At 63.4% G+C, this 19,700-nt stretch carries 20 protein-coding genes; 9 read left to right on the top strand and 11 right to left on the bottom strand.

Features of this window, described 5'->3' with window-relative positions; all coding sequences use genetic code 11:
* Positions 1-31: 31 nt before the first annotated feature.
* Both Q0949_RS11720 and Q0949_RS11715 read right to left on the bottom strand, forming a co-directional pair.
* Positions 32-1,333, bottom strand: coding sequence for a flagellar hook-basal body complex protein (locus Q0949_RS11720; RefSeq protein WP_299372103.1), 1,302 nt, complete (start codon positions 1,331-1,333; stop codon positions 32-34).
* Positions 1,334-1,427: 94 nt separating this feature from the next.
* Positions 1,428-2,267: a flagellar motor protein MotB gene (locus Q0949_RS11715; protein WP_299372100.1), complete on the bottom strand. Its 840-nt coding sequence runs from the start codon at positions 2,265-2,267 to the stop codon at positions 1,428-1,430.
* A gap of 130 nt (positions 2,268-2,397) precedes the next feature.
* Here Q0949_RS11715 and Q0949_RS11710 point away from each other — a divergent pair, with 130 nt between their 5' ends.
* Entirely contained in the window at positions 2,398-3,624 is a 1,227-nt protein-coding gene (locus tag Q0949_RS11710; protein ID WP_299372097.1) for an MFS transporter, read from the top strand.
* Here the strand turns inward: Q0949_RS11710 and Q0949_RS11705 are convergent.
* Positions 3,600-4,523: a rhodanese-related sulfurtransferase gene (locus Q0949_RS11705; RefSeq protein ID WP_299372772.1), complete on the bottom strand. Its 924-nt coding sequence runs from the start codon at positions 4,521-4,523 to the stop codon at positions 3,600-3,602. The genes Q0949_RS11710 and Q0949_RS11705 overlap by 25 nt on opposite strands.
* Positions 4,524-4,608: 85 nt before the next feature.
* On the opposite strand from Q0949_RS11705, the gene pncA reads away from it, so the two are divergent.
* The 3 genes from pncA (at position 4,609) to Q0949_RS11690 (ending at position 7,379) form a co-directional block, all read left to right on the top strand.
* A complete protein-coding gene (gene pncA, locus Q0949_RS11700) occupies positions 4,609-5,205 on the top strand; it encodes a bifunctional nicotinamidase/pyrazinamidase (protein WP_299372094.1) in 597 nt (198 codons plus the stop codon).
* Positions 5,206-5,262: 57 nt separating this feature from the next.
* The gene (pncB, locus tag Q0949_RS11695; protein ID WP_299372091.1) at positions 5,263-6,555 is read left to right on the top strand and encodes a nicotinate phosphoribosyltransferase; all 1,293 of its coding nucleotides are present in this window, start codon (positions 5,263-5,265) and stop codon (positions 6,553-6,555) included.
* A 110-nt stretch (positions 6,556-6,665) separates the two neighbouring features.
* Positions 6,666-7,379, top strand: a complete 714-nt coding sequence (locus Q0949_RS11690; protein WP_299372088.1) for a hypothetical protein — start codon at positions 6,666-6,668, stop codon at positions 7,377-7,379.
* On the opposite strand, the gene Q0949_RS11685 is transcribed toward Q0949_RS11690, so the two are convergent.
* Complete coding sequence (locus Q0949_RS11685; RefSeq protein ID WP_299372085.1) at positions 7,368-8,294, bottom strand: DMT family transporter; 927 nt, start codon at positions 8,292-8,294, stop codon at positions 7,368-7,370. The genes Q0949_RS11690 and Q0949_RS11685 overlap by 12 nt on opposite strands.
* A 157-nt stretch (positions 8,295-8,451) precedes the next feature.
* On the opposite strand from Q0949_RS11685, the gene Q0949_RS11680 reads away from it, so the two are divergent.
* Positions 8,452-8,631 (top strand): hypothetical protein, encoded by a 180-nt coding sequence (locus tag Q0949_RS11680; RefSeq protein WP_299372082.1) that lies wholly within the window; start codon positions 8,452-8,454, stop codon positions 8,629-8,631.
* On the opposite strand, the gene arfB is transcribed toward Q0949_RS11680, so the two are convergent.
* A complete protein-coding gene (gene arfB, locus Q0949_RS11675; RefSeq protein WP_299372079.1) occupies positions 8,628-9,050 on the bottom strand; it encodes an alternative ribosome rescue aminoacyl-tRNA hydrolase ArfB in 423 nt (140 codons plus the stop codon). The two genes, Q0949_RS11680 and arfB, sit on opposite strands and share 4 nt — an antisense overlap.
* Before the next feature lie 76 nt (positions 9,051-9,126).
* Here arfB and Q0949_RS11670 point away from each other — a divergent pair, with 76 nt between their 5' ends.
* Entirely contained in the window at positions 9,127-9,516 is a 390-nt protein-coding gene (locus tag Q0949_RS11670) for an STAS/SEC14 domain-containing protein (protein WP_299372076.1), read from the top strand.
* Positions 9,517-9,749: 233 nt separating this feature from the next.
* Here Q0949_RS11670 and Q0949_RS11665 read toward each other — a convergent pair whose 3' ends face one another.
* The 5 genes from Q0949_RS11665 to Q0949_RS11645 all read right to left on the bottom strand — a co-directional run bounded on the left by Q0949_RS11665 (position 9,750) and on the right by Q0949_RS11645 (position 14,179).
* Positions 9,750-10,391 (bottom strand): queuosine precursor transporter, encoded by a 642-nt coding sequence (locus tag Q0949_RS11665; protein ID WP_299372073.1) that lies wholly within the window; start codon positions 10,389-10,391, stop codon positions 9,750-9,752.
* 65 nt (positions 10,392-10,456) lie between these two features.
* A complete protein-coding gene (locus tag Q0949_RS11660; protein WP_299372070.1) occupies positions 10,457-11,287 on the bottom strand; it encodes an esterase-like activity of phytase family protein in 831 nt (276 codons plus the stop codon).
* The gene (gene mepA, locus Q0949_RS11655; RefSeq protein WP_299372067.1) at positions 11,260-12,180 is read right to left on the bottom strand and encodes a penicillin-insensitive murein endopeptidase; all 921 of its coding nucleotides are present in this window, start codon (positions 12,178-12,180) and stop codon (positions 11,260-11,262) included. The genes Q0949_RS11660 and mepA overlap by 28 nt, the downstream gene beginning before the upstream one ends.
* A 2-nt stretch (positions 12,181-12,182) precedes the next feature.
* Positions 12,183-13,547: an MFS transporter gene (locus Q0949_RS11650; protein ID WP_299372065.1), complete on the bottom strand. Its 1,365-nt coding sequence runs from the start codon at positions 13,545-13,547 to the stop codon at positions 12,183-12,185.
* A 65-nt stretch (positions 13,548-13,612) separates the two neighbouring features.
* The gene (locus tag Q0949_RS11645; protein ID WP_299372062.1) at positions 13,613-14,179 is read right to left on the bottom strand and encodes an acyl-CoA thioesterase; all 567 of its coding nucleotides are present in this window, start codon (positions 14,177-14,179) and stop codon (positions 13,613-13,615) included.
* A gap of 124 nt (positions 14,180-14,303) precedes the next feature.
* Here Q0949_RS11645 and Q0949_RS11640 point away from each other — a divergent pair, with 124 nt between their 5' ends.
* The 3 genes from Q0949_RS11640 to yaaA all read left to right on the top strand — a co-directional run bounded on the left by Q0949_RS11640 (position 14,304) and on the right by yaaA (position 17,521).
* On the top strand, positions 14,304-14,585 hold the full coding sequence (locus Q0949_RS11640) for a YggT family protein (protein WP_299372059.1): 282 nt from the start codon (positions 14,304-14,306) through the stop codon (positions 14,583-14,585).
* A 92-nt stretch (positions 14,586-14,677) separates the two neighbouring features.
* A complete protein-coding gene (gene recQ / locus Q0949_RS11635) occupies positions 14,678-16,720 on the top strand; it encodes a DNA helicase RecQ (protein WP_299372056.1) in 2,043 nt (680 codons plus the stop codon).
* A 30-nt stretch (positions 16,721-16,750) separates the two neighbouring features.
* Positions 16,751-17,521, top strand: coding sequence for a peroxide stress protein YaaA (gene yaaA, locus Q0949_RS11630; protein WP_299372053.1), 771 nt, complete (start codon positions 16,751-16,753; stop codon positions 17,519-17,521).
* Here yaaA and Q0949_RS11625 read toward each other — a convergent pair.
* Positions 17,518-19,692 (bottom strand): response regulator, encoded by a 2,175-nt coding sequence (locus tag Q0949_RS11625; RefSeq protein WP_299372050.1) that lies wholly within the window; start codon positions 19,690-19,692, stop codon positions 17,518-17,520. The genes yaaA and Q0949_RS11625 overlap by 4 nt on opposite strands.
* Positions 19,693-19,700 lie beyond the last annotated feature (8 nt).

The following is a 19,700-nucleotide window of genomic DNA, read 5'->3' as shown; positions in this document are numbered from 1 at the left end:
CTGGGTCAGTGGGCTACGCGTTGCGCACCCGTTAGCGTTTGATATTCGTCGTTTCCTGCAACATCTCATCCACGGTCTGGATCACCTTGGCATTCGAGGAATAGGCCCGCTGCGTCTGGATCATCGCGGTCAGTTCACCGGCGACGTCGACGGCACTTTCCTCGCGGGCGTAGGACACGATATCACCCGTGGGCCCGTCACTGGCATCCCACAGGAAAAAGCTGCCGCTTTCGGGCGAGGGCAGATAGGTCTGTTGATCCAGGGCCACCATGCCGTTCGGGTTGGGCAGGTCCACCAGCGGGATCTGATAGATCGTCCGGTTGATGCCCGTGTCAAAGAAGGCGGTCACGAATCCGTTCGCATCAACTTCCACATTGGTCATGTTCCCCACCGGAGAGCCATCCTTGGAAATCGAGACGGGCGCGAAACTGTCGGACAGCTGCGTGATGCCGTCGCTGTCGCCCAGCATGCCGATATTGATTTCAAGCGGGCCACCTTCGGCATTCACGATGATCGTCCCGGTCGTTGGATCATAGGCGCCGCCGCTGGTCGTGGAGACGGAAGCCAGCGTCCCGCCCGACGCACGGCTGTCGTCGAAGGTGAGGACATATTCACCGATCACCGCGCCATCCAGCGCCGAATCGGTCAGCTGTACCGTCCATTCATTGGACGACCCTGTGGTCGGCACCGTCGGGGTAAAGCTGATATTGATGTTCTCCGAGGTGCCGAGGTTGTCGAAATACTCAACCGACAGGTACTGCACATCACCCGTGGAACCCGCATCCGTGTCTGTGGCAGGCAGGTTCACGCCCAGCGACATCTGCGTCGTCGGCTCGCCCGAGAACTGGTTTACATTGATCTGCACCGGTTCCAGCCCATCGGACGTGTCACGCGGGAACGTGGGAACGGTGCCGTCCGGGTTCGCGGGCCAGCCCAAAAGGATCAGCCCCGAATCCGACCGCAGGAAGCCGTCGGCATCCGTCCGGAACGACCCGGTTGTCGTCAGGAACATCTGGCTGCTGCCATTGCCGACTTCGATGTCCGAGGCCTGCGCCACAGGCAACATGCCGCGCCCACGCACCGCAAGGTCGGTCGCATTGGAAGTGGAGACGAGCGACCCGCTTTCGTCGATCAACCGCGATGTCGTTGCGCGGACACCCCCGGCGGAATACTGGCCGCCGGCCGACGAAATCACCATCGAATGGAAATCCGTCTGCACCCGCTTGTACCCATAGGTGGACGAGTTCGCGATATTGTCCGAGATGGACGCCAGACGCGTCGCATTGGACTGGAGCCCTGCAACACCTGCATTGAGGGACGAGGAAATGGTCATGGACACGCCTTTCTGCTGTATCGATCCGAATTGGATCAACAGATAGGCGCGCCTGCTTAACGTGGGGCTAACAGATAAAATCCGACATATTCGCCTAGTCCCGCAGAAACACGATTTCGAGGCGGTTGTTGCGGATCGCCATCGGGTTGCTGACGATGCGTTCCCGGTCGGCATGGCCCGTGACCCGTTGGACCCGCTTGTCCGGCACCCCGAAATCCTCGAGCAGCTTGCGCATCTCCGTTGCCTGATCCTGCGACATCTTCCAGGTCGAACTTTCCGCAACGACAATCGGCTGCGCCTGCACATGGCCACCAATGGCGATTCCATTCTCGACCGTCCGGGCAGATTCTGCGATCAGCCGCGCAATATCCTCGAGCAGGGGCGTCGGCGACGCGGTGCCATCATAAAACAGCGGCGTATCCTCCAGCGCGAACACCTCGATTACAAGGCCCTCATCGGTCAGACGCGTGTTGATGTGCTCCAACTCGTTTTCCATCACCTTGGATTCGCCACCCTTGCCGATCAGGCGCGCTTCGAGCGATTCAAACGCTTCGTCCTGTGCGGCTGTGATGTCGCCGGTGTCCGTCATACCGGTTTCACCGCGCGCCTGCTTGCCCTCTGTCGGGCGTTGCGACGTGGCCCCAGTACCGTTTTGCGGCAGGGTCACCTCCGAAAACACGCTGTCGCCGCCAAAGGATCCGTTGCCGCCGCCTGATACCCGGTTGATCGGGATCGTCGGCGAAAAGTAGTCGGCAATGCCCTTGCGTTGCTTTTCCGTTGTCGCGTTCAACAGCCACATCAACATGAAAAACGCCATCATTGCGGTCACGAAGTCCGCATAGGCCACCTTCCAAGCGCCGCCGTGGTGGCCACCGCCAGCCACGACTTTCTTGCGCTTGATGATAATTGGCCGCACGTTTGCTTGCGCGCTCATTTCCCACACCTCACTTTTCACCCAACTCCGCTTGTACAGGTGCGGCTGTTTCAACGGCCTTAACAGATAGAATTGTCGGCAAATCTTGCGCCCCCTTGCCTTGGCCGCGTCATGCTGCGCAGGCTGGGCCATGACCTCTGCGACCCATGACAGCACCTATTCCTGGACCCGGCTGTGCCTGACACTGGCCGTGGCGCTTGTGGCGAATGCGGGCATGTGGGCGATCATCGTGATCATGCCCGCGGTCCAGGCGGAATTCGGCGTCAGCCGTGCGGATGCCAGCCTGCCCTATACCCTGACGATGATCGGTTTCGCAGTGGGCAACTTTGCCGTCGGACGGGCGGTGGACAAATGGGGCGTCACGCCCGTGCTCGTGGTCTGCGGGTTGATCATCGCGGGCGGCTACGGCCTTGCGATGCTCAGCGGGTCGATCCTGTGGTTGTCGCTGGCGCAGCTCGTTGTGGGCTTTGGCACCTCTGTGGGGTTCGGGCCGCTGATTGCGGACATCTCGCACTGGTTCATGAAACGGCGCGGCATCGCCGTGGCCATCGTGGCCAGCGGCAACTACCTGTCGGGGGCGATCTGGCCGCTTGTCCTCGCCCGCGTCCTGGCCGAGGACGGCTGGCGCGCCAGCTATGCGGTGCTGGCCATGGCGACGCTGGTGGTTGTGCTGCCGCTGGCCTTTGCCCTGCGGCGCGCCGTGCCGGACACCGCCCACCAGATGGCCGAAGCCGCCGCCCTCTCCAACGCCCAATCCTCCGGCCTGTCCTCGCGCGCGCTGGCCTGCCTGTTGGGGCTGGCGGGGGTCGGGTGCTGCGTGGCGATGTCGATGCCGCAGGTCCACATCGTCAGCTACTGCGTCGATCTCGGCTATGGCCCTGCCGTGGGGGCGGAAATGCTGTCGCTTATGCTGCTGGGCGGCGTGGCCTCGCGGCTGGTCTCGGGCCTGCTGGCAGACAAGCTTGGGGGCGTGCGTACGCTGCTGCTGGGGTCAGTCCTTCAGGCCATCGCACTGGCGCTCTACCTGCCGTCGGATGCGCTCATCTCGCTCTATGTGGTCAGCCTCGTCTTTGGCCTGTCCCAAGGCGGCATCGTGCCCAGCTATGCGCTGATCGTGCGCGAATACATGCCCGCGCGGGACGCAGGCACGTGGGTCGGCTTTGTGCTGATGGCGACGATCATGGGCATGGCGCTGGGCGGCTGGATGTCGGGCTGGGTCTATGATGTCACCGGCAGCTACCAGATGGCGTTCTGGAACGGCATCGCGTGGAATGGGCTGAACATCGCGATCATGGTCTGGCTCTTGGGCCGCAGCCGCCCGCGCGCACGGGCTCAGCCCTTGTCTGGCACCATCTGACCGGTCAGGTGATCGGTCCCGCGCGCGCGCGCCAGCGCCACCTGTTTCTGCCGCTCCCGAAACCGCGCCTTGTCGGCATCCGTGGTCTCGGCCACACAGTGATGACAGCTCACACCCTGCTCGTATTCCGACCTGTCGCGATCCTCGGGCAGGATGGGCCGCCGACACGCATGGCACAGCAGATGCGGCCCCACGGCCAACCCGTGACCCACACTCACCCGCCCGTCAAAAACGAAACAGGACCCGTCCCATGTGCTCTCGGCCTCCGGCACCTCTTCGAGGTATTTCAGAATGCCGCCTTTCAGGTGGTACACATCCTCGACCCCCTGACCCAGCAGGTAATTCGTCGACTTTTCACAGCGAATGCCCCCGGTGCAGAACATCGCCACCTTTTGCCCTTGAAAGCGATCCTTGTTCGCCTCCCACCACGCCGGGAACTCGCCAAAGCTGGCGGTTTGCGGATCCACAGCACCTTCAAAGGTGCCAATCGCCACCTCGTAATCGTTGCGCGTGTCGATCACGACCACATCGTCGCGGGTGATCAGATCATTCCAATCGGCGGGCTGCACGTAATGCCCCGTGCGCGCGGCCGGATCGACATCCGGCTGGCCCATGGTCACGATCTCGCGCTTCAGCCGCACCTTCATCTTGCCAAAGGGGGGCGTCGGGCTGTGGCTTTCCTTGTGCTCCAGATCGCCACAGCCGGGCAAGGCGCGGATATGCGCCAGCACCGCGTCAATGCCGGCGCGCGGCCCCGCAATCGTCCCGTTGATCCCCTCGGGCGCCAGCAACAGCGACCCGCGCACATCCTGCGCTGCGCACAGGTCCAGCAACGCAGGTTTCAACCCGGCGGGATCGGCAAAGCGGGTAAAGTGGTACAGGGCAGCGATGGTGAACATGTGGCGGAAATAGGCGATGCCCCGACCCTTGTGCAAGGGGTGGGGCGATGCAAAGAAGGGGCCAACAGACGCAGGAGAGCCCGAAATGACCCATGCCCTGATCGTAATCGACGTGCAAAACGACTTTTGCCCCGGCGGCGCGCTGGCCGTACCAGAGGGCGACAGCATCGTGCCGGGGATCAACGCGCTGATGGATACGGCAGCGGCGGTCGTGCTGACACAGGACTGGCACCCCGGCGGCCATTCGTCCTTTGCCAGCAGTCACGCGGGCCGCGCGCCCTATGACCTGATCGACATGCCCTACGGCCCCCAGGTGCTCTGGCCAGACCACTGCGTCCAAGGTTCGGACGGCTCGGCCTTCCACCCGGACCTCAACGCAGACCGCGCCGACATGATCGTGCGCAAAGGCTACCGGCCCGGGATTGACAGCTACTCCGCCTTCTTTGAGAACGACCAAACAACCCCCACGGGCCTCGACGGATACCTGCACACGCGGGGCATCACAGCTCTGACCATGGTGGGGCTGGCCACGGACTTCTGCGTCAACTTCTCGGCGGTGGATGCGGCGAAACTCGGCTTTGACGTCACCGTCCGCATGGACCTCTGCCGCGCCATCGACCTCGACGGATCGCTCGCCGCTGCCCGCGACGGCATGGCGGCGGCGGGTGTCACGCTCACCTGACTTGCCCTTGCGCCCCCGGTTCGGCACAACGGTGCACGCAGTCTCAAGGAATACCCCATGGTCGATATTGCCACCCGTGTCTGGAACCACAAATGGAAGATCGACCCCATCGTGCGGTCGCTCATCGACACGGATTTCTACAAGCTGCTGATGTGCCAATCGGTGTTCCGCAACAAACCGGACACCCAGGTCACCTTTTCCCTGATCAACCGATCCAAACACGTCCCCCTCGCCAAACTGATCGACGAGGGCGAGCTGCGCGAACAACTGGACCACATCCGGTCCCTGTCGCTGAAACGCGGCGAAAGCACGTGGATGCGCGGCAACACGTTCTACGGCAAACGCCAGATGTTCACGCCCGAATTCATGGATTGGTTCGAGGCCCTGCGCCTGCCTGCCTACCACCTCGAACGCAAGGGTGATCAATACGAGCTGACCTTCGAAGGGTCCTGGCCCGAGGTCATGCTGTGGGAAATCCCCGCGCTCGCCGTGCTGATGGAACTGCGCGGCCGCGCTGTCCTGAACGAAATGGGCAAGTTCGAACTGCAAGTGCTCTATGCCCGCGCGATGACCAAGCTGTGGGAAAAGATCGAACAGCTCAAAGGCCACGAAGGGCTGCGCGTGGCGGATTTCGGCACCCGGCGGCGGCATTCGTTTCTGTGGCAGGACTGGTGCGTGCAGGCCATGGGCGAGGGGCTGGGGCCCCAATTCGCCGGCACGTCCAATTGCCTGATCGCCAAGAACCGCGACCTCGAAGCCATCGGCACCAACGCCCACGAACTGCCCATGGTCTATTCCGCGCTGGCGCAGGACGACGCGGCGCTGGCCCGTGCGCCCTATGACGTGCTCAGCGACTGGCACGACGAACATGACGGCAACCTGCGCATCATCCTGCCCGACACCTACGGCACCCAAGGATTCCTCGACAACGCGCCCGACTGGCTGGCGGGCTGGACCGGCATCCGCATCGACAGCGGCGACCCCGCCACCGGGGCCGAGGTCGCGATCAAGTGGTGGCAGGACCGGGGCGAAGACCCCCGCGACAAGCTGGTGATTTTCTCCGACGGGCTGGATGCGGCCAAGATCATCGAGCTGCACAAGCAGTTCAAGGGGCGGGTCAAGGTGTCCTTCGGCTGGGGCACGATGCTCACCAACGACTTCAAGGGCCTGACCCGCGACGACCGCCTCGCGCCATTCTCGCTGGTGTGCAAGGCGGTGTCGGCCAACGGCAACCCGACTGTCAAACTCTCCGACAACCCCAACAAGGCGATGGGGCCAGAGGACGAGATTGCCCGCTACAAGCGTGTCTTCGGGGTCGGCGCGCAGGACGCGATGGACGTGGTCGTATAGACCTGCGGTTGAAACGCCCCTCTCGTTTCAATTTTCAGGACAATTGCCCCAAATTGACCACATTGTGTGTTTAGCCATCTGCCCAAGTTCAAGAAGAAACGGGCAGATTAATGCAACGCACTCTCCTTATTCCGTCACTGGTCCTCGTGGCTGCGCTTGGGGCATGCGCACCGGGTGCGCAGGACACCACGCGCCTTGACACCAGCCTGCTGACCGCATCGGCCACCGATGTGGACGCCACCGAGATCGAGGATCAGGCCGAGGCGCTGAACCGCATGGCCCGCGACCTCGTGCGCCGGTCGACCGCGAAATCGGCGGCGCAGGGTGCTCTGGTCGGCTGCGGCATCGCGGTGGTGACCAACGCACCAAATCGTTGCGTGACAGGTGCTGCGGCGGGTGCCGCGACCGGCGCGATCGTCGGCCACACACGGGGCAAGCGCGAGGTTGCCAAACGGATCGAACTGGTCTCTGCCAATGCGCTGGTGCGCAGCGTGCGCGGCATGAATGGCCAGATGGAGACGCTGAAACTCAGCCTGCCGGACCTGCTGGCCGAACAGGACGCCGAGTTGCAGGATCTGAAAATCCGCCGCGACGCGCAAGCCCTGTCACAGGCGGACTATGAAACCGGCGTTGACGCCATCCGTCAAAGCCGCGCGCGCATCGCCGAGGCGCTGACCGCCACAATCCGCAACGCCGAACAGGCCCACGCCAACCTCGAGGACGCCACGCGTCAAGGGCAGGACGGGCTTGACTGGCACCTCAGCGCCACGTCGCAACTGGCCCGCGAGGCGCATTCGGCCCGGTCGAGCATCTCACTGCTCTGACCCGCGCTGCATCCGGCGTTCCCGCCACAGGATCATCAGCCCCCCGGCCGCAATCAACAGCGCGCCGGGGAACAGCGCATCCCACGGTGCTTCGGCAAAGAACACCCAGCCCAGCACAAAGGCCAGCGGGATCCCGAAATAGCTGAACGGGGCCAGATTACTGGGCTCCGTCATCCGGTAGCTGACCACCAGCAACAAAACCGCCGTGCCCCCGAACCCGCCCATCGCGACGATCCAGCCGAAATCGGCAAGGCTCCGGATCGGGGAAAACCCGCCCAATGCCAGCGCCAGCAGCACGGAACAGACAAGCGCCGCCGCCGAGGAATAGAGATTGACCAAGGGCGTCGGCACATCGTCATCCACCGTGCGCGCCTGCACCGTCACCAGCGCATATAGCGCCGCCGCCCCCAGGGGCAGCAAGGCCACGGGCGTGAACGCATCCGACCCCGGACGCAACACCAGCATAACGCCGACAAACCCGATGCTCACCGCACCCCAACGCATCCACCCCACCCGCTCGCCCAGCAACGGCACCGACAGGGCGGTCAGAAACAGCGCGTTGGCATAGGTGATGGTCGACGCGGTGGCAAACTCCATCTGCCCCAGCGACAGGTAGAAACACAGCTGCGCCAGCGTCACCACAGCGCCCCGGCTCAGGCCCAGCTTCCACTGTCGCATCCGCATCCTGCGCCCCGACTGGTGCCACCCGCGCGACATCGCCAGCGCAACGACCGCCGGGATGATCCCGAAAAGGTTGCGCCAGGCCGACAGCTCGGCGGCACTATAACTGTCCGACAGATGCTTGATCACCAGCCCCATCGCGTCAAACAGCACCAGCGCCACAAGGCTGAGAACGATGGCAAGGCCAGTACGGTCGGTGGGGCGCATGATGTCCTGCGGGATAAGGGGTCGCACCAGCTTTGATCTCTTTGACCGGCCTTGTCACCCCATGACCAATCTCGAAGTGAACATGTAAATTGTCGCGTATTCCCGAACAAATGCCCCATCACCGCCACATTCGGCAGGCATATTTTCAACAATACACAAGCAAACAGAGCTATTGAGCAGTACAATGAAACATATCCTTTTGATCATCACACTGGCCGCCATCAGCGGCGTTGCCGCCTGCGGCGGCGGGTCACAAAACGTGACCCAGAGCAATTTCAAACCGCTGGGCATCGGCAGCTACAGCCCGGACCACTCCGGTGGCACGTCGGCACGGTCGTCCTTTGACCTGCTGTCGCTGGGCTAATCCGACGGATCCACGCGCCCGCGCATGGCCTTGACCTCGCCGCGGACCTTCTTTGCCTTGAGCCTGCGCTTCTTCGATCCCAGCGTAGGCTTGGTGGCGATCCGCCGCTTGGGCGCGACCAGCGCCTTTTGCACCAGCGCCACCAGCCTCTGCCGCGCAATTTCGCGGTTGCGGGCCTGGCTGCGCGTCTCGTCACACTGAATGATCAACGCCCCCTCGAGGGTCCAGCGCCGCCCCGCCAGCCGCCTCAGCCGCGTCTTGACCGGACCGGGCAGCGACGGCGACCGCGCCGCCTCGAACCGCAACTCGACCGCCGTGGCAACCTTGTTCACGTTCTGCCCACCCGGCCCCGACGCCCGGACAAAGCTTTCGCTCAGCTCCCAATCCTGAATACTGATATCGTCACTGATCCGCAGCATGCCCGTCCATCCCATGGAACCCGCGTGGCCAAATGCGCGTTTCCCCTCCAACGCACATTAACGATGGAGAGCAATCATGTTCAACACACCGGGTATCACCCAGATCGCCACCGACCGCCCCGACCTCTTTGCCTTTCGCATCAGCGGCAAGATTTCCGATGACGCGATGGAGGACATGGCCGAGCACATGAACGCCGTGTTCGACGCGCACAAGGACAAGGTCGACATGCTGATGATCTTCGAAAACTTCGAAGGCACCGAATTTGGCGCCAGCTGGGACTGGGACGTGATCAAAAGCCGCTTCCGCGCGCTCAGCCACGTGGACCGCTATGTCGTCGTCAACGCGCCGGGTTCCGCGGACAAGATGATCGACATCATGAACAGCATCCTGCCGGTACGGGCCGAAACCTTCGACGACGAGGCGCTGGCCTGGCAATCGTTGCAGGCACGCGCCGTCGCCGCATAACCCCGACTGCAAAAAAGGGCCGCTCCTCATCGGGGCGGCCCTTTTCGAAATGTTTCGGAGGTTGTGTCGGTTAGGTCAACCGACCAACTTGGCGGTCCTCACCGCAAAGGGTTGCCTCAGCAGGCGACCTCCCAAGTTGTTCCGACACCTCTCTCCAATACCTTTCTTGACACTGGATCACCTCCTTCCGATTTGTTGAACTCAAACCGATGGTGGCACAGCGCCGTCGAAAGTCAACGGATTTCGGCAGCCGTCGGCGCATTCGCCGTCAACCAACGGAACGGTGCCAACGCAATCAGCGCAAGGCTCAGCTTGACCATCCAGTCGGCGACGGCCAGCGACACCCACAACGGCGCCTCAGGTCCCACACCCAGCAGCGGCAGAACCTCACCGGCCCAGGACACGTCATTGCCCGGCTCCAGCATGGTCAGGCTCGCCGAAAACGCGACGGTAAAGAAAATCGCCGTGTCCACCGAACTGCCGATGATGGTCGAGGCCAGCGGCGCTTTCCACCACGCGCCTTGGCGCAGCGCCGAAAAGATACCGACATCCAGCAACTGCGCGGTAAGGAAGGCAAGGCCCGACCCGATGGCAATGCGGAATGTGACGGCCGGATAAGTGAACCCGTCGCCCTGCAACATGATCTGGGTGCCGACCAGCGAACAGAACACGCCGACGATGAACCCCACGAACACAACCGTGCGTGCCGGACCTGCGCCATAGACGCGGTTCATGATGTCAGTGACCAGAAAGGCCAGCGGATAGGTGAACGCCCCATAGGTCAGCCAGTTGCCGAACAGGAACTGGACCAGAACGTTGGAGGCCACAACGATGATGGCCATGGCAATAATGCCGGGAAGATGTGCGCGTGTCATAATAAGGTGCCCGTTTTTGCAAGGTAGCGGCGACTTGGCCCGGCGACATGCCGGACGGGCGCTCTCTAGTCGCAGGTGCCGCCCGAGGCAAGCGTTTCCGTGAGGGCGTATTCCACCAGTTCGGTCCGCTGCACGGATAGAAAGTTGTCGTCCGACACCATCGTCAGGCAGGTCGCGCCACTTTCCGATTGCCAGATCGCCAGTCCTTCGAGGTTGTCGTGCCGCCCGGCGGACGTGGTCAACAGCGTGTCGATTGTATCCGGGGCGTCAGGGTCGAGACGGCGGATGCGGCTGCGAAACCCCAGCGGCGTGAACGCACGTTCCAGAATATACAGCAACCCATCCGGCCCCATATCCGCCCCCGCAGGCAGGAATGGCCCCCTGCGCGGCAGGGTGGCGGCGATGTCCCACGCCCCATCCCGGTATCGATAGACAGGAAACCCGCGCGCCGGGTCGCCCGACCGTTCGGGCAGGGTGTAAATCGTGCCATCCGGGCTTGCCGCCACGGCTTCCAGTGACCCGTTCGGATGATAGGTGGCAAAGTCGGGATGCGGCGGCACTTGCGCGCCGTCATGGGCCACGATCGCGCCCGGTCCCTCATAGCTGAAAAACAGCGTATCGCCGCTGCGGGCCAACCCTTCACTGTCGCGGGCGGGGTGGGGTTGCGCGGCTTCTTCGATCCGTACCTGGCGCGTTGTCCGATCCAGCGTCAGGACAAAGGCCGCGCCGCGATCCGACAGCACCATGGCGGCGGTCCCATCCTCCATCTCGATGGCCGACAGCCCGCCGAAATCGGCGCGCGCAGAGGTCAGTCGCCAATCCTGCACATGGCTCAACGGATCTGCTGCACCGGCCCCCGCCGCGCAGATCAGCGCGAGGCCAGAACGCCAGCGCATTGTTGCGGCAGATCGGCCACGCGCAATTCGCGGCGTGGTTTGGGCTTGGGCGCATTCGGGTCCGGCGGCGGCGGATTCAGGATGTTGTCGACCCACTGCTGTGCATCAGCGCACCCATCACCGGGCGGTGGCGGCGACTGGTTGACACACGCACTGTCCCCGCGGGGACAGTTCAGCCGCACATGGAAGTGATAATGGTGTCCCCACCATGGCCGCACCTTGCGCAGCCACGACCGATCCCCCTTGGCGTCCTTGCACATCTGCACCTTGGCGCCGGGAAAGACAAAGATGCGCGCGGTGCGCCTGTCGGATGCAGCGGCCTTGATGATCTCGTGATGCGCACGGGTCCAGTTGGAGTTTGTGTAGGCCCCGTTGGCCCGGCGGGTCGAGATTGAACTGATGTTCTCCCGCTCGGTCACCGACAGGTTCAGATTGTTCGCAGGCAGCATCCAGATATCCGCATCCAGCCCGATCTGGTGACTGCGGTGCCCGGTCAGCATCGGCCCCCCGCGCGGCTGGCTCATGTCCCCGACATAGAGTCCCGCCCAACCCGGCTGCGCCGCGGCCTTGCGGCTCAGATCCTGCACATAGTCCACCAGTTCGGGATGCCCCCAGTTGCGGTTGCGCGACAGACGCATCGCCTGCCATGTCGGTCCGGTCTCGGCCAGTTGCTCGGCCCCCGCAATGCAGCCCCGCGCATAGCCGCCCAGCGGCGCAGGTGCCTGCGCCGACGCGCGGCGCTTGGCCCCGAACTGACCCTTGGCAATGTTCTGCAACGTCGCCGGATCGACATCCGGCAACCGCGTGCCGTCAATGTTCGTATCCGCCCCGCCCGCACAGGCGCACAAGACAAGCGTGGCAATCAGCGAAAGCGAACGTCGAACAGAAGACACAATCAAACCTCACCTTTTGGATGCACCCAGCGTAGCATGATCAGACCCAAAAGGAAGAGAAAGAGCAGGGGCGACACCCCAAGCTGCGTGCTGCCCGTGACCGCTGTGGCGACGCCGATCAGGAACGGTGCCATGAACGCCGTGGCGCGCCCTGTCAGACCATAGAGGCCAAAGCTCTCGGTCGGTGCTGCGGGATCGCAGTGGCGCACCATCAACGTCCGGCTCGCCGCCTGAATCACGCCACCCATGCCACCGATCAGCACACCGCAGATGTAGAACACGATGTCCGGCACCGCCGACCCTTCGGCCAGCTCGATCCCGAACATGCTGTCACGCGACAGGTTCACCAGCATGAAACACACGCCCATCAGCACCCAGATCGACGCAATGACCACGGGCTTGGGGCCAAACCGTTTGTCCGCGACGCCGCCCACATAGCTGAACACCGACGCACCAATGGCCGCGATGATCCCGAATACACCGACCTGCACAACGCTGAAATCCAGCACCAGAAGGGCAAAGGTCCCGCCGAAACTATAAAGCCCGTTCAACGCGTCACGATAAAGCATCGAAGACCCGAGATAGGTGAAGAGGCTCCGCTTGGCGGGCAGGGCGCGAATGGTGCGCCACAGCCGCGACAACGCCGCCGCAACCGAGGTGCGCGCACCCGTGGGCGCCACGTCGCGCACCCACAGGAAATAGGGCACCATGAACACCACGAACCAGATCGCCACAAAGGGTCCCGCACTGCGCGTGCCTTCACGCGCCTCTGCGTCCAGCAGACCAAAGAGCGGGTCCAGCCCAATCAGCGTCTTGCCATTCGGCTGCTCTACAAAAATCAGCAGGATCAGGAACAGTGACAACACCCCGCCCGCATATCCGAAACTGAATCCCGACCCGGAAATCTTGCCAATTTCTTCGTCCGTGCCCAGCGTCGGCAGCTGCGCATTGATAAAGATCAGCGCGAATTCAGCCCCGATAAACCCAAAGGCAAAGGCCATCAGCATCCATGTCAGGTTGCTGCCATCCGGGGCCGTGAACCAGAGGCTGCCCGCCCCCGCGACCAGCATCAGCGAAAAGCCAATGACCCAGGGAATCCGCCGCCCACCCGTGTCCGCCATGGCTCCCAGGATCGGCGCACCAAAACCGATCAGCAACCCGGTGATTGTCAGGGTAAAGGACCACATCGCCTGCGCGTTGGCCTTGGCCAACTCCGTCTCTATCCCGTCGGCCATGAAACTCTCGCTCGCCAGGGAGACAAAAAACGGCCCAAATATAAATGTCAGCAGAACGGTGTGGTACGGTTGGCTGGCCCAATCAAAAAAGAACCATCCCCAAATGCGTTTCTTCAGGCTGATCTCTGCCACGCCCCGTCCCCCGTTTTTTGTTAACGGGACCAAAGCAGGCCGAACGCCCAGTAGCAAGGAAAGGTTTACGCGACGCTCTTGAGTGGCGCAGGCGTGGTGTCCTGCATGGGGGGCCAGGGGCGCTGGGCCTCGGCCTTGATCCATGCGGCGATCCAGTCCGGGATGGGCGGCGATACGGCATCCTCGCCCATGGCCGCCAGCACCTTGTGCGGCGGCACGATCCCGTTCTTGTCCGTCACCGCCGAGCGATAGAGCACGTGGCTTGCGCATTCGCCATCAGGCTTCCACATCGACTGTTCGAGATAGGTGAACTTGTCATCCCAGCACACTGCGCGGCTGCGCATCTCGAACTTTTGAAACGCGTGCAATCGACGGCGATAGCGGACGGACGAACCCGCCATGGTCAGACCCCAGCGGTTCTGTTTCAGTACGTCGATCAACCCGGCACGTTGGCCCAGACCCAAACGGCCCAGATCATAAAGCGTCAGCGCCCGTCCGTTGTTCAGCTCGAGAAAGCCGTCCAGATCCCACGGCCACACACGGTGCTGCGTGACATGCAGGTCGGTCAGCCCAAGGGGCGGCTGACGGCGGGCTTTCACCATCTCTTTGGCAAGGCGGACAAATGGAAACATGGGCTTAACTCCTGTCCTCCTAAAATGCGGCGCTGCGGCGAAAGTTCAATGGCTGGCCCTGCGTGACCTTGCGCCACATGCGCGCAGGGCCTAGGTCTTGTGCACAGTCAAAAGGAGCCCGCGCATGCTGGTGATCTATCAATTGCTCGACCTGATCCTGGGCGTCGTCTACTGGATCATGATCATCCACATCATCATGAGCTGGCTGATCAGCTTTCAGGTGCTCAACCTGCACCAGCCCTTTGTCGGGCAGCTGTGGACCGGCCTGAACAAGCTCCTGGAACCGATCTATCGCCCGATCCGGCGGTTCATGCCGGACACGCACCCGCTGGACCTTGCGCCGCTGGTGGCCTTTGTCGGGCTGATCGCCCTGCGCAGCATCATCCTGCCCGCCATTTTCCTGTAAACCCGCCGCGCGCGGGTCTTGTTCACGCGCTGTTAAAATGTGAGTCTGTATCCAACGAGCAGACTACATAAAATTTGACAGGGTTTTGACACATGGCCAGCGCTGCCACGCTGTTGCAGGATGTTTTCGGGTTCGATGACTATCGACCGGGGCAAGAGGAAATCGTCGACGCCGTCGCGGCGGGCGAAAACTGCCTTGCCATCATGCCGACGGGTGGCGGCAAATCCCTGTGCTTTCAACTGCCTGCGCTGATGCGCGAGGGGGTCACGGTTGTGATCTCGCCGCTGATTGCGCTGATGCGGGACCAGGTGCGCGGCCTGCAAGAGGCGGGCGTGCAGGCGGGGGCGCTGACCTCTGGTAACACGCCCGAGGAAACCGATGCCGTCTGGGAGGCGCTGGAGCGGCGCGAGCTGAAGCTGCTCTATATCGCGCCGGAACGGCTGGCGGCGGGGTCGTCCATGGGCATGTTGCGCCGCATCGGAGTGAACATGATCGCCGTGGACGAGGCGCATTGCGTCAGCCAGTGGGGCCATGATTTTCGCCCCGATTACCTGCGCATCGGCGAATTACGCCGCGCCCTCGATGTGCCGCTGGCCGCGTTTACCGCGACGGCGGATGCGGAAACGCAGGTCGAGATTGTTCAGAAGCTGTTTGACGGCGTCCAGCCGCGCACGTTCCTGCGCGGGTTCGACCGGCCCAACATTCACCTCGCCTTTGCCGCCAAGAACGGGCCGCGCGCGCAGATCCTGAATTTTGCCGGGGCGCGCAAGGGGCAGTCGGGCATCGTCTATTGCGGCACGCGGGCCAAGACGGAAACGCTGGCGCAGGCGCTGCGCGAGGCCGGACATAGTGCCATCCACTATCACGGCGGGATGGAGGCGGACGACCGCCGCATCGCCGAACGCCGGTTCCAACAAGAGGACGGGTTGATTGTGGCGGCCACGGTGGCCTTTGGCATGGGCGTGGACAAGCCCGACATCCGCTGGGTCGCCCACGCCGATCTGCCGAAATCCATCGAGGCCTATTATCAGGAGATCGGGCGCGCGGGCCGGGACGGCGCACCGGCTGAAACGCTGACGCTGTTTGGCCCGGACGACATCAAACTGCGCCGCACCCAGATCGACGAGGGGCTGGCCCCGCCCGAACGGCGCATGGCCGATCACGCGCGGCTCAATGCGCTGCTGGGTCTGGCCGAGGCGCTGGAATGTCGGCGCAAGACGCTGCTCGGGTATTTTGGCGAGGCGGATGTCTCGTGCGGAAAATGCGATCTGTGCGACCAACCGGCCGAGGTGTTTGATGGCACGACGGCGGTGCGCAAGGCGCTGTCGGCCATGCTGCGGACCGAGGAATGGTTTGGCGCGGGTCACCTGATCGACATCCTGCTGGGTAACAAGACCGACAAGATCCGCCAACGCGGCCATGATAGCCTGCCGACCTATGGGGTCGGGCGCGAATATTCGAAACCGCAATGGCAGGCGGTGTTCCGGCAGATGATGGGGCACGATCTGGTGCGGCCCGATCCCGACCGCTATGGCGCGCTCCGGATGACCGATGCCGCCCTGCCGATCCTGCGGGACGAGGCGCGGATCACCCTGCGGCAGGACACGATCAAGGCCGCCGCGATGCGCCGCCCGGCGGTGAAATCCATGGTCTCGGACGAGGACGCGCCACTGCTGTCCGCGCTCAAGGCCAAGCGACGCGCGCTGGCCGAGGCCGCCCGCGTGCCGGCCTATGTGATCTTTCCCGACCGGACCCTGATCGAGATGGCGGAAAAACGGCCCGCCAATCTGGACCAGATGGCGGGCATCACCGGGATCGGCGCGAAAAAGCTCGACAAGTTCGGGGATGCGTTCCTGCAGGTGATCAACGGGGAGGCCGACGCGGTGCACCCCACGCGCCGCAAGCTGGCGGGGCAGACGGCGGGGTCGATCTATGACCAGCTGCTGGCGGTGCAGGCGGATCTGGCGCGCGGCGCGGACGGCACGGACAAACCGCTGAGCTGTTCGGCGTCGCAACTGGCCAAGGTCGCACAGCTGCGCCCCGGCGACGACGCAGCCCTTGAACGGCTGCTGGGGGACCGCAAGGCGGAACGATTTGGCCCGGCCTTTCTGGACGTCCTGCGGGACGCGGGCTAGGTAAGCCGCAACACTTTTGGGGGTAGGCGGATGTTGGTGGTGATTTCCCCGGCCAAGCGGCTGGACTGGGCAGAGCGGGACGTGGCGATGACAGCGCCCGCGATGCAGGACGACGCGGTGCGGCTGGCGCGCACGGCGCGCAACCTGACGCTGGGCAACCTCAAGGCGCTGATGGACCTGAGCGATGATCTGGCGCGCCTGAACCGCGACCGGTTTCAGGCCTTTGCCGACGCGCCGGGTACGGAGGTGACGCGGCCCGCGATGCTGGCCTTTGCGGGCGACACCTATCAGGGGCTTGATGCCGCCAGCCTGTCCGAAGACGACACCGCCTATGCGCAGGACCATCTGCGGATCCTGTCGGGGCTATATGGCCTGTTGCGCCCGCTGGATGCGATCCAGCCCTACCGCCTGGAAATGGGTAGCCGTCTGAAGACGCGGCGGGGCGGGTCGCTTTATGATTATTGGCGTGACGACATTGCCAAGGCGCTGAACGCGCAGGCCGAGGATGTGGGCGCGCAGATGCTGGTGAACTGCGCCAGCCAGGAATATTTCGGCGCGGTCCCGGTCAAAAAGCTGAAACCGCAGCTGATCACGCCCGTGTTCATGGAGGACAAGGGCGCGGGCCCCAAGATCGTCAGCTTTTTCGCCAAACGCGCGCGCGGTGCGATGGCGCGGCACATCGTGCAGAACCGGGTCACGGATCTGGACGGGGTGCAAGGGTTTGACCGCGACGGATATGTCTATCAACCGCAGCTGTCGGAGCCCGCGCGCCCGGTCTTTGTCCGGCCTTACCCGACCTAGGCCGCGTCCTCGGAGGTGTCGTCAAAGGGCGGCACCGCATCCTCGGGGCACATCTCGCGCAGCTTGCCATGGATCTCGGGCTTGCGCAGCGGCTTGGTCAGGTAATGATCGATGCCGGAGGCAAGGATACCCTGATCGTCGCCGTCCATCGCGTGGGCGGTCAGCGCCACGATGGGCACATGACCCCCGGTCCCGGCCTCGATCTCGCGGATTTTGGTCGCGGCCTCCTTGCCGTCCATCTTGGGCATGGAGATGTCCATAAAGATCAGGTCCGGCGCAAAGCTCTGGAAAGCCTCGACCGCCTCGAGGCCGTTATTGGCGAATTTCAGGTCGATATCCGCGGTCTTGACCATCTTGCCAAAGACCAGCTGGTTGGTCTTGTTGTCCTCGGCGGCGAGCACGCGCATCCGGCGGGGCTGGGACAGGTCGGGCAACGGCTCTGTCGAGACGAGCGGCCCCACGGATTCCAGCCGGGCAAACAGGTCGGCCCGCGGCACGGGTTTCTGCATGATCGCGTGCAGATGCGCCGCACCGGGATCGTTGGCGGCAAAACTGGGGTTCGAACTGAGCAGCAGGATCGGCGTGTCGTGGCCCGTCTTGCGGATCTCGTCGGCCAGTTCCAGCCCGTCCATCTCGGGCATGTTGTGATCGGTCAGCACCAGATCGACCTGATCGAGGTTTTTCAGCGCCTGCGCGCCGCTCGAACAGCACACGACGCCCAGACCCATCTGCTCAAGCTGACGGCGCAGGATGGTGCGGTTGGCCTCGATGTCATCGACCACGAGGACACGGCGCAGCCCTTCGGGCACGGGCGGGTGTTCCGGCAGGCTCTTGTCGCTGAGCGCCAGCGGGATGCGGAACCCGAAACACGACCCCACGCCATCCTCTGAGGTGACCCACATGTCGCCTTCCATCAGGGTCACCAGTCGTTGCGAGATCGCGAGGCCCAGCCCGGTGCCGTCGAACTGGCGATTGCGCTCGTTCTCGACCTGATTGAATTCGCCAAAGATGTGGTCGACCTTGTCCTCGGGGATGCCGATGCCGGTGTCCTCGATCACGATTGTAACGTCCGCACGTCCGCTGTCGGGGTCGGGGATGCCGGTCACGCGGACCAGCACGTGGCCATCGGACGTGAACTTGACCGCGTTGCCCATCAGGTTGGTCAGCACCTGCCGGATGCGCCCCGGATCGCCCACATAGGTGGTGGGCAAAAACAGGTCGAAATCCACCAGAAGCGTCAGCCCCTTGTCGCGCGCGGTGGACTGCAACAGCATGATGACCTCGTGAATGCTGCGCTCCAGATCGAAGGGTTCGGGGTGCAGTTGCAGCTTTTTCGCCTCGATCTTGGAATAGTCGAGCACGTCGTTGATGATGACCAGCAGCGCCTCGCCCGAGTTCTTGATCGTGTCGACGTAAAGCTGCTGTTCCTCGTTCAGGCCGGTGTCGCCCAGCAGTTCGGCCATGCCCACCACGCCGTTCATCGGGGTGCGGATCTCGTGGCTCATGTTGGCGAGGAAGGCGGATTTGGCGCGGCTTGCCGCCTCGGCCTCGGCGCGCGCGGCCTTGAGCTGTTTCTCGTATTCGACGGACTCGGTGATGTTGAGGCCCAGTGACACGATGTCGCCGCCCTGCCCGCGACGGTCCACCAGCTTGATATACTGGTCATTCCACAGCCGGATGGTGATCGGCGCCATATCGGGCGACAGCCAGCGTTCGGTCATCATCTGACGCCAGTCATCCGGCGCGAGGTTGCCGGTGTTCACGATGCCCTCTTCGGTCAGGACCTGAAGGATGGTGACATAGTTCACGCCGGGGCGGATCAACTCGATCTTGTCAAAGATCGCCAGATACGCCTCGTTCGCGGCGATCATCTGGTTGTCGGAGTTGAAAAATGCAAAGCCGTCGGTGATCGTCTGGACCGAATGCCACAGGCGGCGCTCCGCGATCTCGACCTTCTGGTTGGCCTGCCCCAGCTCGGTCTTGACGCGCTCGTTCTCGGTCTTGACAGTGGCGACCTCGGCGCGGGTTTCGACGATCTCGCCTTGCAGGGCCTCCGCATGGCGGCCCAGCTTGCGGTTCGCGGCCGACAATTCGGCCTCTTTCAGTTCCAGCAAACGTTCCGCAGCCAACCGCCCGCGCCGTTCCTCGGCCAGCTTGTTTGCAAGGCTCATTCCATCGC

It is taken from the genome of uncultured Tateyamaria sp. (assembly GCF_947487805.1).
Lineage (GTDB): Bacteria > Pseudomonadota > Alphaproteobacteria > Rhodobacterales > Rhodobacteraceae > Tateyamaria.
Note: the sequence above shows the minus strand (reverse complement) of the source record. Positions and strands in the feature narration are given on the sequence as shown.

Excerpts from the sequence above, each read along its gene's own strand:
- Q0949_RS11720 (WP_299372103.1), bottom strand. The coding sequence starts at position 1,333 with ATGACCATTTCCTCGTCCCTCAATGCAGGTGTTGCAGGGCTCCAGTCC.
- Q0949_RS11715 (WP_299372100.1), bottom strand. The coding sequence starts at position 2,267 with ATGAGCGCGCAAGCAAACGTGCGGCCAATTATCATCAAGCGCAAGAAA.
- Q0949_RS11710 (WP_299372097.1), top strand. The coding sequence starts at position 2,398 with ATGACCTCTGCGACCCATGACAGCACCTATTCCTGGACCCGGCTGTGC.
- Q0949_RS11705 (WP_299372772.1), bottom strand. The coding sequence starts at position 4,523 with ATGTTCACCATCGCTGCCCTGTACCACTTTACCCGCTTTGCCGATCCC.
- pncA (WP_299372094.1), top strand. The coding sequence starts at position 4,609 with ATGACCCATGCCCTGATCGTAATCGACGTGCAAAACGACTTTTGCCCC.
- pncB (WP_299372091.1), top strand. The coding sequence starts at position 5,263 with ATGGTCGATATTGCCACCCGTGTCTGGAACCACAAATGGAAGATCGAC.
- Q0949_RS11690 (WP_299372088.1), top strand. The coding sequence starts at position 6,666 with ATGCAACGCACTCTCCTTATTCCGTCACTGGTCCTCGTGGCTGCGCTT.
- Q0949_RS11680 (WP_299372082.1), top strand. The coding sequence starts at position 8,452 with ATGAAACATATCCTTTTGATCATCACACTGGCCGCCATCAGCGGCGTT.
- arfB (WP_299372079.1), bottom strand. The coding sequence starts at position 9,050 with ATGCTGCGGATCAGTGACGATATCAGTATTCAGGATTGGGAGCTGAGC.
- Q0949_RS11670 (WP_299372076.1), top strand. The coding sequence starts at position 9,127 with ATGTTCAACACACCGGGTATCACCCAGATCGCCACCGACCGCCCCGAC.
- Q0949_RS11665 (WP_299372073.1), bottom strand. The coding sequence starts at position 10,391 with ATGACACGCGCACATCTTCCCGGCATTATTGCCATGGCCATCATCGTT.
- Q0949_RS11660 (WP_299372070.1), bottom strand. The coding sequence starts at position 11,287 with ATGCGCTGGCGTTCTGGCCTCGCGCTGATCTGCGCGGCGGGGGCCGGT.
- Q0949_RS11645 (WP_299372062.1), bottom strand. The coding sequence starts at position 14,179 with ATGTTTCCATTTGTCCGCCTTGCCAAAGAGATGGTGAAAGCCCGCCGT.
- Q0949_RS11640 (WP_299372059.1), top strand. The coding sequence starts at position 14,304 with ATGCTGGTGATCTATCAATTGCTCGACCTGATCCTGGGCGTCGTCTAC.
- recQ (WP_299372056.1), top strand. The coding sequence starts at position 14,678 with ATGGCCAGCGCTGCCACGCTGTTGCAGGATGTTTTCGGGTTCGATGAC.
- yaaA (WP_299372053.1), top strand. The coding sequence starts at position 16,751 with ATGTTGGTGGTGATTTCCCCGGCCAAGCGGCTGGACTGGGCAGAGCGG.
- Q0949_RS11625 (WP_299372050.1), bottom strand. The coding sequence starts at position 19,692 with ATGAGCCTTGCAAACAAGCTGGCCGAGGAACGGCGCGGGCGGTTGGCT.